Here is a 14,433-nt window from a genome sequence, read left to right on the forward strand (position 1 = left end):
CCCTTGCATCGGCAAAGCAATCCGCGCCGACCCACAAGACGAGAGGATTTCTCAATGACCATTACCATCAGATCGATCCTAACCGGCGCGCTTGTCCTCGCCACCCTCCCCATGGCCCTGACCCAGGCAGCAGCAGCCGATACAGCTTGCGTCACATCAGGCGCAGAAAGCCCGCTGGAACTGCATCGCGACTGGATCATGGAAGGCTGGGAACGGCGCGAAGGCGACCCCGCCTTCGTCTTCGCCACGAAGATGCAGCGCTATTACGATCTCGAGCAGACAGAAGGCGTGTTCTACGACAATTTCGCCCCCGGCAAGACGCAACTCTTCAGCGATTCCAGCCGCTACGGCGCCAACTGGGAAGATCTGCAAAATGCCGCACGCTCCGTTCTCCACGGTCTGACCTCAGGCCATGACCAGCTGGTCGACGGCAAGGTTGCCTCCACCACGCTCGGCTTCGTCGGCCGTCTCGAACGGCTGAATGGGGAGGTTCTGGCCTTTGACGGCCGTTCTCAGCTTGGCTGGACCTGCACGGATGGCGCCTGGAAGATCCACCAGGAGCTGAACTATGCCTGGGTCGTCGAACCCGAAACCATTGTCGATGTGCTGGGAAAGGGAGAACTCACTCCGTGAGCGATGACGCCCAGGCAAGCCATCCCTATGTCGGTCTATGGGTGACGGAGGACGGGCATATCCGCCACGAACTTCTGCCCAACAACCGCTATGTCGAAGCACGCGGCAATCGCGAGCGGGCCTATCTCGGCCGCTACAAGGTAACCGGAACCCATATCGACTATTGGGACGACACGGGCTTTACCGCTGACGGCGATTTTCGCGATGGTGTCCTCTACCATGCCGGCATGGTCTTGCGCCGGGAACGCTGATCCCGATCCTTTGAAGGGCGGCTCCTCGGAGCCGCCCTATTGCTTGACACGCCATCATGCAGCAGCACTAGCACCGGTCCCCACGGCAAAATCTTCATCCGCCCAGCCGGTCATGCCGCCGATCATCACCTTGACCCTGCGCCCCAACCGCGCAAGCCGAAGCGCCGCCCGATCGGTGCCGTTGCAATGCGGTCCGGCGCAATAGACGACGAACAGCGTATCCTCGGGCCATTCCGCCATCTTCCGCTCGGTCATCTTGCCATGCGGCAGATTGATCGCACCGGGCACATGCCCCCGTTCGAACAGCTTTGGCCCTCGAACGTCGAGCAACACGAAGTCGGGATCACCTCGGCTAAGGGATTCGTGTACGTCCCAGCAATCTGTCTCGAAGGAAAGTCTTGCCGCATAATGTACAGCAACCAAGGCAGGTTCGGCGGCGGGGATTTCACTGACGAGGCTCGGCATGACGGGTTCCTTTCATTCGAACGATGAGAGGACCTTGCATTCGGGCAAGCTTCGATGAAACTGGCGTGAATGACAACATGCGTAAAGATCACGCCAATGATACGCCATCATCGCAGGGATGCCGCGGACCGTTACGGGACTGACGTCTCGAGCAATGCGCCGGGATGGGAAGCCCAGCCGCAAACGGCGTCTTTCGCCAGTTCGCCACTGACCGGTCCACGTGTCGTCACATTGGCCTATGACGGCCTCTGTACCTTCGAGTTCGGCGTTGCGGTGGAAGTGTTCGGCCTTGCCCGGCCGGAAATGGGAAAGAACTGGTATCGCCACGCCACAGCCGCCATTGAACCCGGCCTTTTGCGCGCAGCCGGCGGACTGACTGTGACGGCGACAGGAGGGCTGACACTCCTCGAAGAGGCCGATCTCATCGTCGTCCCCGGCTGGCGCGGGATCGCAGAGCCCGTCCCTGCCTCGCTGCTTCAGGCCTTGCGCGCCGCCCACAGCCGAGGTGCGCGACTGATGTCGCTCTGCTCCGGTGTAGCAGTGCTCGCCGCCACGGGTCTGCTCGATGGTCGCCGTGCCACCACCCATTGGCGCTATGCCGATGCGATTGCGGCTCGCCATCCCGAAATCCGCCTCGACCCGGATGTGCTCTATGTCGACGAGGGCGAAATCCTGAGCGCCGCCGGAAGTGCGGCCGGCATTGATCTCTGTCTGCATGTGGTGCGCCGCGATTTCGGCGCAGAGGCCGCCAACAGCGTCGCCCGGCGCCTCGTCGTGCCACCCCATCGGGAGGGCGGCCAGGCGCAATTTATCGTCAAGCCCGTGCCGCAGGAGCGAGAGGGCCAGCGACTTGGTCCACTGCTGGATTGGATCGACACCAATCTGCAGCGCGACGTGACACTCGCCGAGATGGCTGCCCGCGCCGGCATGAGCACACGGACCTTCCAGCGAAGGTTTCGCGACCTGACCGGCACAAGCCCCGGCGAGTTTCTGCTCACCCGCAGGCTGCGCCACGCATGCGATCTGCTGGAACGGCAGGCAAGACTGTCGCTTGATGACGTCGCGCTGGCCTCGGGCTTCGGCACGCCGGCAACGCTGCGTCACCATTTTCGCGCGCGCCTCTCCACCAGTCCCGCGGCCTATCGAGCCCGTTTCGCACAGGCATCTTGAGATAGATTTGGGTTTTATCGAAGGTTCGGTGGCGCACAGGGCGCAGGAAGATTAGCGCTCAGCCGATGCGGCGTCTTCCGCGCTTTCCTCGATCCGCTCCATATCGTCGTCGGACAGGCCGAAATGATGGCCGATTTCATGGATCAACACATGGGTGATGATGTCACCCAGCGTCTCCTCGTTCTCGGCCCAATAATCGAGGATCGGACGGCGGTAAAGGATGATGCGGTTCGGCACCATGCCCGTTTCCATGGAAAATCGCTCGGACAGACCCTGGCCCTCGAACAGGCCCAGAAGATCAAAAGGCGTTTCGAGCGCCATGTCTTCGAACACTTCGTCGGTCGGGAAGTCAGTGATCTCGATGATGAGATCCTTGCTGAGGTCGCGGAATTCTTGCGGCAGGTGGCCATAGGCCTCGATCGCCAGCGACTCGAATGTGCTGATCGTCGGGGCGTGCCGTTCGTGCCAATCCTCGCTCTGGTCTATGCGGGCCATGAATACTCCTTACTGCCCCGAGATATAGGATGTTTGCAGCGCCATTTCGAGAGTGAATTCAATAGAGGAATAAATTCTCATTTGAATCCGGTTGACTCTCGCGCGAAGCTCTGGAATCCATAGGAACAAATAGAGAACAATTCACCAGGAGAGATCGTCATGGGCGAGAGCCCTCAGGCGCGCGAGACCCTTTTTGCCTTGCGAGAGGCGATTGCCCGGATCGAGGGAAAGCCGGACCATGCCGCGCGCCTGACGGCGGGCATGAGCCCGCAGGCAGCACAAGCAGCGCCTGAGGAAAAGCGGGAGAGGCAAGGGCTTTTCGATGCCATGATGGGTGAGATCCTTGCCCGGGGAACGCTGGTTGAACTGAGAGGTCTGCGGTTGCAGCAGGCAGGCTCTGTGACCGGCTTCGGTTTGGCCCTTGCCCTCATGGCTGCGGGACAGACTGAAAAGGTGAGGCAGCGCCTGCTATTTGTCGCCGATCCCCATGTCGTGCGCGAAGCCGGCCTTGCCTATGCACCGGGCCTCCTCGACTTCGGCCTGTCCACTGCCGGGCTGGTCCATGCCCTGCCACGCCGCATCGAGGATGCGCTGTGGCTCACAGAGGCAGCACTCGCCTCGCGCGCCTTTTCCACCGTGCTTTTCGAAGTGCACGGCAATCCAAAGAAATTCGGCCTCACCGAGAGCCGGCGCCTGAGCCTGAAAGCTCGCGCCACCGGTGGCAGGCTGTTGATCCTCCGCCAGGCGGGCGAGGAGGAGGCTTCCAGCGCTCTTCTTCGCCTGTCTGTCGAACCCGCGCCGGCGGCGGCGCGCCATCTCGCCGACGGGTCCCTGCTGGGCGGCAGCATCGGGTCACCCGTCTTTCACATCACACTTGAGAAATCCCGCATCCCGGGCTCACCCGAACTCATTCTGGAGTGGAATTCCGATGAACGCCGCCTTCACCTCTACGACCATTTCAAATCATCTGGTCTCGGATCGCCGCATCCTCTCGCTCTTTTTCCCCAAACTGCCGACAGACCGCATCGCCCGGCGCCGATGGGGTCTCTCCTGGCGTTTACCCCCCGCCTCGACCGCGCATCCTGAATATCCGCCGCTGGCCTGTGCCGGCCGGGTGGCGAATGCCATGCGCATCACGGCACTGGACGAGACATCGGAAACCTTTGGTCTCCGGATCGGACAAGGTCTGGCCGAAGCGCGTGCCATCTGTGCGAACCTCGACGTGATCGAGGCCGATCCCGCAGCAGACCGCACGCTGCTCAACGCCATCGCGGACTGGTGCGACCGCTACACCCCCTTGGTGGCCCTGGACGGTGACGACGGCCTGATGCTGGATATCACTGGCTGCGCCCATCTCTTCGGTGGCGAAGAAAAACTGCTCGAGGATGCCGAGCGCCGCCTGACAGCTTTCGGCCTCGCCGTCCGCATTGCGGTCGGCCCGACACCGGGCCTCGCACGCGCCTGTAGCCGCTTTGGCGGTCCGCAGCGTGTCACACCGTCCGAGGCAGCCGCAGCACTCGCCCCCCTGCCACTCGCATCGCTGCGCCTTGAGCCCCAGACGGTCATCGATCTCGCCCGGGTTGGCCTGAAGACGGTTGCCGACCTGCTCGCAGCCTCCAGACCACCCATCACGCGCCGCTTCGGCGCGGGTCCGATGCTGCGTCTTGATCAGGCCCTCGGCCGGGAAGGCGAACCGATCTCGCCACGCCGCCATCTGCCACTCCTGTCCGCTGAACGCCGCCTCGCCGAACCGATCATGACCGAGGATCAGGTCCTTGATCTCGCCGGCCGTCTGGCAGCAGGCCTGAAGACATCGCTTGAGGCACGCGGCGAAGGCGGTCGCCTCTTCGAACTTCTGGTATTCCGCGTTGACGGCCGTGTCTTCCGCATCGAGGTCAGCGCCTCCGCCCCTTTGCGTGATGCAACCCGCATCCGGTCGCTGTTCGAGGAGCGGCTCGCCGTGCTGCGGGATGATCTCGACGCCGGCTTCGGCTTCGAACTCGTCCGCCTCAACGTGCTCTTGAGCGAGACCTTCGATGCCCGCCAACCGGCCCTCGCCGGAGAGGAGGGCAACTCCGAAGGCCTAACCCGTTTTCTGGATCAGGTTTCAGCCCGTTTGGGCGAGCGCGCCTTGCGACTGCCCGTGCCGCTTGCCAGCCATTGGCCGGAGAGAGCGACAATGCATGCGACGGCAAGTGATGCGCTGAAGGGGCTCGATATCCCGGGGGCCCGGATGGATATGGCCGCAAGGCCGGTTCGCGGCCTGCGTCCCTTGCGGCTGCTCGATCGTCCTGAAGAGGTCGAGGTCATGTCCGCCGTGCCCGACGGCCCGCCGGCAAGCTTCCGCTGGCGTCGTGTCCAGCGGCGCATCCTGCGGGCAGAAGGACCGGAACGGCTTGCCCCGGAATGGTGGGTCGATGGCGAGGATGCCCCGCCGCGGGATTATTTCCGCATCGAGGACACCGAAGGCCAACGCTTCTGGCTTTATCGCCAGGGCCTCTATGAGCGGCGAACCGTCCACCCGACCTGGTTCCTCCAGGGCTTCTTTGCGTGAGGCAAACGCGATGACCATGAGGCCCTTTTACGAGATCGGACTGCGCAGCAATTTCTCCTTTCTGGATGGCGCCTCCCATCCCGAGGAACTGGTGGAACAGGCACTTTCCCTTGGCCTTTCCGGCCTCGGTCTTGCCGATCGAAATACGGTTGCGGGTGTCGTGCGCCTGCATGCTTCGGCCAAGCTGAACGGTCTCGAATTTCGCCCTGGTGCCCGTCTCCTCTTTGATGACGGCACGCCGGAGCTTCTCGCCTATCCGATGAACCGCAAGGGGTGGGGCCATCTCTGTCGAATGCTGAGCGCCGGCAATCTGCGTTCGAAAAAGGGCATCTGCACGCTTTGGGAGACCGATCTCCGCGACTGGGCGGAACATCTTCTTTTTATTGCCATACCGCCTTCACTGCCCAAAGTGGCCGATGTCGAGAGGTTCGAGACGGCGCTTGCCCGTATCAGGCCCTGGCTTGGGGATCGCCTGCATCTGGCTCTCGTTCCTCGCTATGACGGCCTCGACAACAAGACCTTCAGCGAGCTCGACGGGATAGCGAGAAGGCTCGGCCTTCCGCTCATCGCGACAAACGATGCATTCTACCATGCTCCGGAACGCAAACCCGTGGCCGACGTGGTCGTGGCAATCCGAGAGCATGTGCCGATTGCCGAAGCCGGCTTGCGCCTGCATGCCCATGCCGAACGGCACCTGAAAAGCCCGACCGAAATGGCGCGCCTGTTCCGTGCCTGGCCGGAAGCCATCGACAACAATGTCCACTTCTTTAGCCGGCTTCAATTTTCTCTCGATGAACTGTCCCACCAGTATCCCGACGAGATCTTCGACGGCGAATCTCCGGCTTTGGCGCTGCGCCGGCTGACCTATGAAGGTGCACGAAAGCGCTACCCGGATGAAATTCCCCGCAAGGTCCTCGGCCTTCTCGACTATGAGCTGAAACTGATCGCCGAGAAGCGTTACGAGCCCTATTTTCTGACGGTCTACCGCATCGTCTGTCATGCGCGCGACGTGGGCATCCTCTGCCAAGGCCGCGGGTCTGCCGCCAATTCCGCTGTCTGCTTCTGCCTCGGCATCACCGAAGTGGACCCACAGAAGACGACCCTGCTCTTTGATCGCTTCCTGTCCACCGAACGCGATGAACCGCCTGACATCGATGTCGACTTCGAGCACGAGAAGCGCGAGGAGGTGATCCGGTTCATCTACGAGACCTATGGCCGGGAACATGCGGCGCTGACGGCCGCCGTCATCAGCTACCGCGCCCGCTCGGCCGGCCGCGAGGTCGCCAAGGCATTCGGCATGTCGGATGATGTTCAATCGGCGCTTGCAGGCTCGATCTGGGGCTGGTGGACCAGCGATTTCACCGAGGATCAGGCAAAGGCCGCCGGGCTCGACCTCAAGGATCCGACCACCCGCCACGTCCTCGCCTATGCCCAGGCCTTGCAGAATTTTCCGAGACATCTCTCCCAGCATGTCGGCGGCTTTGTCATCACCCGGGACCGCCTCGACGAAGTCGTCCCGATCATGAACACGGCGGACGGCCGCTACATGGTCGAATGGGACAAGGACGATCTCGATACGCTGAAGATCCTCAAGATCGACGTGCTGGCGCTCGGCATGCTCACCTGCCTGGCCAAGGCCTTCAAGCTGCTTTCCAGCCATTATGAGCGCCACGAGACCCTCGCCTCGGTCAACGAAGACCAGCGCGGCGAAGTCTACGACATGATCTGCCGTGCCGATACGCTCGGCGTCTTCCAGATCGAAAGCCGGGCCCAGATGAGCATGCTGCCCCGGCTGAAACCGCGCGAGTTCTACGATCTGGTCATCGAGGTCGCCATCGTCCGCCCCGGCCCGATCCAGGGCAACATGGTCCATCCCTATCTCAAGCGACGTGCGGACAAACTCGCGGGCCGGCCGATCGACTATCCCAGTCCCGAACTCCGCCAGGTGCTGGAGCGTACGCTGGGCGTGCCGCTCTTCCAGGAACAGGCCATGCAGATCGCCATCACTGCTGCCGGTTTCACCCCCGCCGAAGCCGACAAGCTGCGCCGCGCCATGGCAACCTTCCGCCGCACCGGTCAGGTTTCCAGCTTCCAGAAACGCATGGTCGAAGGCATGGTCGAACGCGGTTACGACCCGGACTTCGCCGCCCGCTGCTTCAGCCAGATCGAGGGTTTCGGCGAATATGGTTTCCCGGAAAGCCATGCGGCCTCCTTCGCCCTGCTCGTCTACGTCTCCTGCTGGTTCAAGGCCTTCTATCCGGACATCTTCTGTGCCGCGATCCTGAATTCCCAGCCGATGGGCTTCTATGCGCCGGGCCAGCTGGTGCGCGATGCCCGCGAGCACGGCGTCGAGATCAGGCCCGTCGACGTCAATCATTCCGTCTGGGATTGCACGCTGGAAGGAGATGAACAGGAGAAGCCCGCCTTCGATCCCGCCCGCATTGCATCTCGCCACCGCTCCATGGCCCGTGTGATCAAGAGCAGCCATGCCGTGCGTCTTGGTTTTCGCCAGATCAAGGGTATCTCGGAGAGCGAAATGGCGCTTCTCGTCGAGAGGCGTGGGCAAGGTTATGATTCCGTCCGGGACCTCTGGCTGCGCACGCGCCTGCCCCGCGCAGCGATCGAGAAACTCGCCGATGCTGATTGCTTTTCCTCTCTCGGTCTTAACCGACGCGATGCGCTTTGGGCCGCCCAGGCGCTCGATGCGGGAGCGGCCGTCGAAGACCTGCCGCTCTTCCTGACACTTCCGGGCGCCGATCTGCAGCAGGAGGCAGAGGTGATCCTACCTCGCATGCTGCCGGGCGAAGAAGTCCTCAGCGATTATCGGACCCTGTCCTTTTCGCTCAAGGCCCACCCCTTGTCCTTCCTGCGCGAGGCCATGCAGCGGGCAGGCCTCAAATCGGCGGCCGACCTTGAAAACATGGCCCATGGGGCGAAGGTGGAGATCGCCGGCCTGGTTCTGGTGCGCCAGCGCCCGGGTTCGGCCAAGGGCGTGATCTTCATGACGCTGGAGGACGAGACAGGCACGACGAACGCCATTGTTTGGCCGAAAGTCTTCGAGCGCTATCGGCCGGTCGTCATGGGCGCAAGACTGGTTGCCATACGTGGACGCCTGCAAAAGGCGCATGGGGTCATCCATGTCGTGGCCGACCATCTGGTCGATGCCAGCGCCCGGCTCGGCCTGTTGCTCGAAGACTTGAAGACCTTCGATACGCTTGCCCATGCAGACGAAGTCCGCCGACCGGCAATCGACCCGCGTCAGGCAAAGCGCGAGAAACAGGCGCGCGCCATGCCGACAAAGCCGGCGCCCGTGCTGCCGGTTGCCGCACCGCCGCCGGGCCATCCCCGCCGCAGTGCCATGGCCGATCTCATGCCGAAGGGCCGCAACTTTCACTGACGGATCTGGTGCAGGGTCGGATCACATCTATCCGCTTGCCTGCGATTTTTCTTGACAAAGCGCATCGTGTTTACGAGAAAGACGACAGTGAATGTCATGTTTGTCGAGTGCCCCGACCATGCTGGTCTGCAGCTGCAATTACATCACCGATAAGGAGATCAAGGCGGTCATCACCGAGATGCTCGATGAAGACTGTTGGCAGCTGATCGTTCCTGGCAAAGTGTATCACGCCATGGGCAAGCGCGGCCGCTGCTGCGGATGCTTCCCCAATGTGGTAGACCTCATCATTCGCACCACCGAAGAATATCATGCCGTGCGCAAGACCGAGGAAACCAAGGTCATCAACTTCATGGAGCGCCTGAAGCAGTTCCATGAAGAGCAGAAGGCAGCGCTTGCCGAGCGCCGTCAGGCCTTGACCGCCGCGCGCCGCGCTGCAGGCTGAACCTCCTCAACCAGATCCTCTCGAGATCCTATCTTAATTGGCTTCCGTCCTGCGAAGCCGGTAGCCGTGACCACTGTGCATAAGGCACCCCTCGGCCACATGCGCCTGCACGGTCATAGCTGTCTTGCGCGACCCCTCCGAATTAGAACCCTTCTAAAAAATACTCGACAGCTTCGGATGCTGACGCTAGAGTTCCATCATTGATTTCATACGAAGGAAGAAATTCATGAAGGGTGATCAGAAGGTCATTGAACGGCTCAACGAGGCGCTGTTTCTCGAACTTGGCGCAGTGAACCAGTACTGGCTGCATTACCGCCTGCTGAACGACTGGGGCTACACGAAGCTCGCCAAGAAGGAGCGCGCCGAGTCGATCGAGGAAATGCAGCACGCAGACAAGATCATCGACCGGATCATCTTCCTCGAAGGCCACCCGAACCTGCAGCAGGTCGCCCCGCTGCGCATCGGCCAGAACGTCAAGGAAGTGCTTGAGGCAGATCTCGCCGGCGAATACGACGCCCGCACCTCCTACAAGGCCTCGCGCGATATCTGTTACCAGGCTGGCGACTATGTCTCGATGAAGATCTTCGAACAACTCCTGATCGACGAGGAAGGCCACATCGACTTCCTCGAAACGCAGCTCGAGCTTCTCTCCAAGATCGGCGAAGAGAAATACGGCCAGCTGAACGCAGATTCGGCCGACTCGGCCGAATAATCGGCTGCAGCTTCTGTCATGAAGGCCCCGTTCGCGGGGCCTTTTTCGTTTTCGGCTTTGCTAGCCGCCCGGGCAGCTCCGATACCAGCCGGGATCAGCGTTCCCGTCGCGCCATGAATGCCAGCCGCTCGAACAGATGCACGTCTTGCTCGTTCTTCAACAGTGCACCGTGCAGCTTCGGCAGCGCATTCTTCGCCTCGCCGCGCAGGTCCGCCGGATCGACATCCTCGGCGACCAGAAGCCGGATCCAATCCAGCGCTTCCGATGTCGAAGGCTTCTTCTTCAGCCCCGGCGTTTCTCGGATCTCGTAGAATTGGGTAAGTGCATTGCGCAGCAACGTCTTCTTGATGCCCGGATAGTGGACCTCGACGATCTTCTCGAGGATCTCGGCATCGGGAAAGCGGATGTAGTGGAAGAAGCAGCGCCGCAGGAAAGCGTCGGGAAGCTCCTTCTCGTTGTTTGAGGTGATAATGACGATCGGCCTGACCCGGGCCTTCACCGTCTCGCCCGTCTCGTAGACATGGAACTCCATGCGGTCGAGTTCCTGCAGCAGATCGTTTGGAAACTCGATATCCGCCTTGTCGATCTCGTCGATCAGCAGAACGGACTTCTTGTCGGCGGCAAAGGCTTGCCAGAGCTTGCCCTGGCGAATGTAATTCTTGACGTCGTTGACACGACCGTCGCCCAGCTGGCTGTCGCGCAGGCGCGAGACGGCATCATATTCGTAGAGCCCCTGCTGCGCCTTGGTCGTCGATTTGACGTTCCATTCCAGCATCTCGAGCCCAAGGGCCGCAGCCACCTGACGGGCAAGCTCGGTCTTGCCGGTACCGGGCTCACCTTTGACCAGCAGCGGTCGCTCCAACCGGATGGCAGCATTCACCGCGATCATCAGATCCTTGTCGGCAACGTAGTCGGCGGTCCCCTGGAACTGCATTGTGTCTCAGCCTCGTTCATCCTTGGCCGCAACCTAGTCACGCGCGTCACGGGGCGCAAGCGCGGCCCCGCTTTCGCCCTTACACCAGATAAAGCTTGTATTTTGGCGCCAATCTGACAGGCTGTTTTCCACGAACGCTGATGCGTGTCCGTCTGCACGTGCCCCATCCGCAAGGACGGACTTTCCGGCACCGGACATCACCGACCTTCTCCACGACCCGACTATAGCCGTCCGGACAGCACTGTCCGACAGCCAAGATCCGCACAACGGCAGGCTCCCGAAGACCGGCAGGACGTTTCGTCTGATCCGCAGGTCATCGGACGCCTGCCACGACCGCAGCTTCTCAGCTGCAGGAGACCCCATGACCAGACACGTCTATTCCATTGGCGACACAGTGGTTCTGAAGGACGGCCCCGTCCGTCTCGCTCGCAGCAACGGTGCCTGCAAGGTGCTGGCAACCCTGCCCGAGACGGGTGGAAGCCGCCAGTACCGCGTTCGGTTCGAAAGCGAGAGCTTCGACCGTTGCATCGCCGAAGCCGACATCGATCCCAGCCGCAGCAAAGCATCTGCCCGGGTACCGGCGCCTGCCAACACCCCGAAGAAGGAAAGCACATCATGGCTAAAGGCCAACAGCGTTCGAACCGCGAAGTAAGAAAGCCGAAGCAGGACAAGCCGAAGGCCTCCGCTGCCCCGGTATCGACCTTTGCCACGCAGATCAAAAGCGCCGAAGCGTCTTCCACCAAGAAGCGCTGAGACCCAAGGGCCCGGATCGCCTCTCAAAGGCCTCGTCCGGGCCTTTCATTTGCCGGCACCCAAGCACTCCACTGTCGCATTGACCTTTCCCTTTTCCGTGAAGATGCGCTAAGGGCTGGCGCATGACTTCGACCTCATTCACCCTCCTGCTCGGCGGCAGCCTGACCGTCACCGATCGCCTGCGGGCATTGACGCATGGTAGCCGCGTCATTGCGGCCGACAGCGGCATGCGCCATGCGGCAGACTTGGGTGTGACACCGGAGCTTTGGGTCGGTGATTTCGACAGCAGCGACGCGGACCTGATTGCACGTTTCCCGACCGTCGAACGACGAACCTATCCTGCCGCCAAGGCCGTGACCGACGGAGAGATCGCGGTGGCCGAGGCAATCGCCCGCGGCGCCACCCGCCTGATTTTCGCAGGCGCCCTGGGTGGCGAACGATCCGACCATGCCCTGCAGCACTATCTGAACGCCCTCGGCCTGGTCGAAGACGGCTACGAAGTCGTGCTGACCTCCGGCGAGGAAGAGGCCTATCCGTTTGTCGAGCAGAGCGAGCTTGCGCTCGAGCTGCCTAAGGGCGCACTTTTCTCCGTGCTGGGCTTCACCACGCTTGAAGGTCTGACAATCCGCAATGCCCGCTATCCTCTTCAGGATTTCCGGTTGCCCTTCGGCTCGTCACGCACGATATCCAACATCGCAGAGGGGCCGATCTCGGTCTCGCTTTCCCGTGGCCGGGCTATGTTGCTCGCCCGTCCCAATGATTTTTCCGGAGCCTGAAGCCTTGGCGCCTCCCATTCTGAAACTCGATGACATCCAGCTTTCCTTCGGCGGCACGCCCTTGCTCGCAGGCGCCGGCCTGCAGGTTGAACCCGGCGACCGGATATGCCTCGTCGGCCGCAACGGTTCGGGCAAATCGACCCTGATGAAGATTGCCGCCGGGATTGTCGAAGCACAGTCCGGCGAGGTGTTCCGCCATCCGTCCTCGACGATCCGCTATCTGGAGCAGGCACCGGATTTCGATGGCTATTCCACCGTTCAAGCCTATGCAGAAGCGGGACTCGGGCCGGGCGACGATCCCTATCGCGTGACTTATCTGCTGGAGCATCTCGGTCTGACAGGCCAGGAAGATCCGACGCGACTGTCGGGCGGCGAAGCCCGTCGTGCAGCACTCGCCCGGGTCCTGGCGCCCGAGCCCGACATCCTGATGCTGGACGAGCCGACCAACCATCTTGATCTGCCAACGATCGAATGGCTCGAAGGCGAGCTGTCGAAGAGCCGCAGCGCGCTCGTTCTCATCTCCCACGACCGGCGCTTCCTAGAGAAGATTTCCACGGCCACCGTCTGGCTCGATCGCGGCCAGTCGCGCCGGCTGAACCGGGGCTTCGCACATTTCGAGGAATGGCGTGACCAGGTGCTCGAGGAAGAGGAGATCGAGCAGCACAAGCTCGGCCGCCAGATCGAGCGCGAGGAACACTGGCTGCGCTATGGCGTCACCGCCCGCCGCAAGCGCAACATGCGCCGCCTCGGCAATCTCCAGGCACTGCGCGCCAATTACCGCGGGCATAAGGGGCCGCAAGGCACGATCCAGGCATCGGCCACCGAAGGCAAGGAAAGCGGCAAGCTCGTCATCGAGGCCGACAAGATCATCAAGACCTACGGCGATCGCTCGATCGTCGCCCCCTTCTCGATCCGCGTGCATCGCGGCGACTGCATCGGTCTGATCGGCCCGAACGGCGCTGGCAAGACGACGCTGCTCAAGATGCTGACGGGCCAGCTCGCACCGGACGAGGGTGTGGTAAAACTCGGCACCAATCTTGAGATTGCTGTGCTGGACCAGAAGCGCGAGGATCTGAACCCGGAAGATACGCTTGCCCATTACCTGACCGACGGACGCGGCGAGAACCTGCTGGTCAACGGCGAGCAGAAGCATGTGACCGGCTATATGAAGGACTTCCTCTTCCAGCCGGAACAGGCCCGCACCCCGATACGCAATCTCTCGGGCGGCGAGCGCGCGCGCCTGATGCTGGCGCGGATCATGGCCAAGCCCTCGAACCTCCTGATCCTCGACGAACCGACCAACGACCTCGATATCGAGACGCTCGACCTGCTGCAGGAAATCGTCGCCGGCTATACCGGCACCGTGATCCTCGTCAGCCACGACCGTGACTTCCTCGACCGCACCGTCACCTCGACGATCGCGCCTGCCAATCCCGACGCACCGGACGGTCGCTGGATCGAATATGCCGGTGGCTATTCGGACATGCTCGCCCAGCGCAAGGGTGTCGAAGACGAGCGCAAGCGGGTTGAAAAGGCCGAGAAGGCAAAGGCGCAGGAAGCGTCGGGCGGCAAGCCGGCCGGCAGCGCAAACAGCAAGGGCAAGCTCTCCTTCAAGCAAAAATTCGCGCTCGAAAACCTGCCGAAGGAAATGGAAAAGGCCGAGAAGGAAATCGCTGCGCGCGAAGCCAAAATGGCCGATCCCAAACTCTTCACCAAGGATCCCGCAACCTTCAACAAGCTCGCTGCCGAGATGGAGAAGCTGCGCGCCGATGTCACACGCATGGAAGAGGAATGGCTGGAGCTTGAAATGCTGCGCGAGGAGCTGGAAGGCTGAGCTCTTCCAAGCTTCCG

The 14,433-nt window shown here is 61.9% G+C and carries 14 protein-coding genes; 11 read left to right on the forward strand and 3 right to left on the reverse strand.

The genetic code is table 11. The features are described 5' to 3' along the window. The first annotated feature begins 111 nt into the window (after positions 1-111). Together C0V73_RS16615 and C0V73_RS16620 are read left to right on the forward strand one after the other, a co-directional pair. Positions 112-633, forward strand: coding sequence for a hypothetical protein (locus C0V73_RS16615; protein WP_102021273.1), 522 nt, complete (start codon positions 112-114; stop codon positions 631-633). Then, the gene (locus tag C0V73_RS16620) at positions 630-884 is read left to right on the forward strand and encodes an Atu4866 domain-containing protein (RefSeq protein ID WP_245408006.1); all 255 of its coding nucleotides are present in this window, start codon (positions 630-632) and stop codon (positions 882-884) included. Before C0V73_RS16615 ends, C0V73_RS16620 begins: the two co-directional genes overlap by 4 nt. 54 nt (positions 885-938) lie before the next feature. On the opposite strand, the gene C0V73_RS16625 is transcribed toward C0V73_RS16620, so the two are convergent. Then, complete coding sequence (locus C0V73_RS16625) at positions 939-1,349, reverse strand: rhodanese-like domain-containing protein (RefSeq protein ID WP_102021105.1); 411 nt, start codon at positions 1,347-1,349, stop codon at positions 939-941. A 96-nt stretch (positions 1,350-1,445) separates the two neighbouring features. Between C0V73_RS16625 and ftrA the strand changes: the two genes are divergently transcribed. Further along, a complete protein-coding gene (ftrA, locus tag C0V73_RS16630; RefSeq protein ID WP_102021274.1) occupies positions 1,446-2,519 on the forward strand; it encodes a transcriptional regulator FtrA in 1,074 nt (357 codons plus the stop codon). A 51-nt stretch (positions 2,520-2,570) separates the two neighbouring features. On the opposite strand, the gene C0V73_RS16635 is transcribed toward ftrA, so the two are convergent. Next, a complete protein-coding gene (locus C0V73_RS16635) occupies positions 2,571-3,014 on the reverse strand; it encodes a metallopeptidase family protein (RefSeq protein ID WP_102021106.1) in 444 nt (147 codons plus the stop codon). Between the two features lie 159 nt (positions 3,015-3,173). On the opposite strand from C0V73_RS16635, the gene C0V73_RS23330 reads away from it, so the two are divergent. The 5 genes from C0V73_RS23330 to bfr all read left to right on the forward strand — a co-directional run bounded on the left by C0V73_RS23330 (position 3,174) and on the right by bfr (position 10,119). Beyond that, on the forward strand, positions 3,174-4,100 hold the full coding sequence (locus tag C0V73_RS23330; protein WP_245408007.1) for a hypothetical protein: 927 nt from the start codon (positions 3,174-3,176) through the stop codon (positions 4,098-4,100). Further along, positions 4,039-5,568, forward strand: a complete 1,530-nt coding sequence (locus C0V73_RS16640) for a DNA polymerase Y family protein (RefSeq protein WP_280951013.1) — start codon at positions 4,039-4,041, stop codon at positions 5,566-5,568. The genes C0V73_RS23330 and C0V73_RS16640 overlap by 62 nt, the downstream gene beginning before the upstream one ends. A 10-nt stretch (positions 5,569-5,578) precedes the next feature. Next, a complete protein-coding gene (locus C0V73_RS16645) occupies positions 5,579-8,965 on the forward strand; it encodes an error-prone DNA polymerase (protein WP_172450210.1) in 3,387 nt (1,128 codons plus the stop codon). Positions 8,966-9,083: 118 nt separating this feature from the next. Then, positions 9,084-9,407 (forward strand): (2Fe-2S)-binding protein, encoded by a 324-nt coding sequence (locus C0V73_RS16650; RefSeq protein ID WP_102021108.1) that lies wholly within the window; start codon positions 9,084-9,086, stop codon positions 9,405-9,407. Between the two features lie 226 nt (positions 9,408-9,633). Further along, positions 9,634-10,119 (forward strand): bacterioferritin, encoded by a 486-nt coding sequence (gene bfr, locus C0V73_RS16655; protein WP_143708350.1) that lies wholly within the window; start codon positions 9,634-9,636, stop codon positions 10,117-10,119. 94 nt (positions 10,120-10,213) lie between these two features. On the opposite strand, the gene C0V73_RS16660 is transcribed toward bfr, so the two are convergent. Further along, positions 10,214-11,053: a MoxR family ATPase gene (locus C0V73_RS16660; protein WP_102021110.1), complete on the reverse strand. Its 840-nt coding sequence runs from the start codon at positions 11,051-11,053 to the stop codon at positions 10,214-10,216. A gap of 361 nt (positions 11,054-11,414) precedes the next feature. Between C0V73_RS16660 and C0V73_RS16665 the strand changes: the two genes are divergently transcribed. The 3 genes from C0V73_RS16665 (at position 11,415) to C0V73_RS16675 (ending at position 14,416) form a co-directional block, all read left to right on the forward strand. Further along, positions 11,415-11,705, forward strand: coding sequence for a cold-shock protein (locus C0V73_RS16665; RefSeq protein WP_102021111.1), 291 nt, complete (start codon positions 11,415-11,417; stop codon positions 11,703-11,705). 223 nt (positions 11,706-11,928) lie between these two features. Then, positions 11,929-12,582 carry a thiamine diphosphokinase gene (locus C0V73_RS16670; RefSeq protein ID WP_102021112.1) on the forward strand — a complete coding sequence of 218 codons (654 nt, stop codon included), beginning with the start codon at positions 11,929-11,931 and terminating at the stop codon, positions 12,580-12,582. Positions 12,583-12,586: 4 nt separating this feature from the next. Then, positions 12,587-14,416: an ABC-F family ATP-binding cassette domain-containing protein gene (locus tag C0V73_RS16675; protein ID WP_102021113.1), complete on the forward strand. Its 1,830-nt coding sequence runs from the start codon at positions 12,587-12,589 to the stop codon at positions 14,414-14,416. The last annotated feature ends 17 nt before the right edge of the window (positions 14,417-14,433 follow it).

Source organism: Rhizobium sp. TH135 (assembly GCF_002855515.1).
In the GTDB taxonomy this organism is placed as follows: Bacteria; Pseudomonadota; Alphaproteobacteria; order Rhizobiales; family Rhizobiaceae; genus Allorhizobium.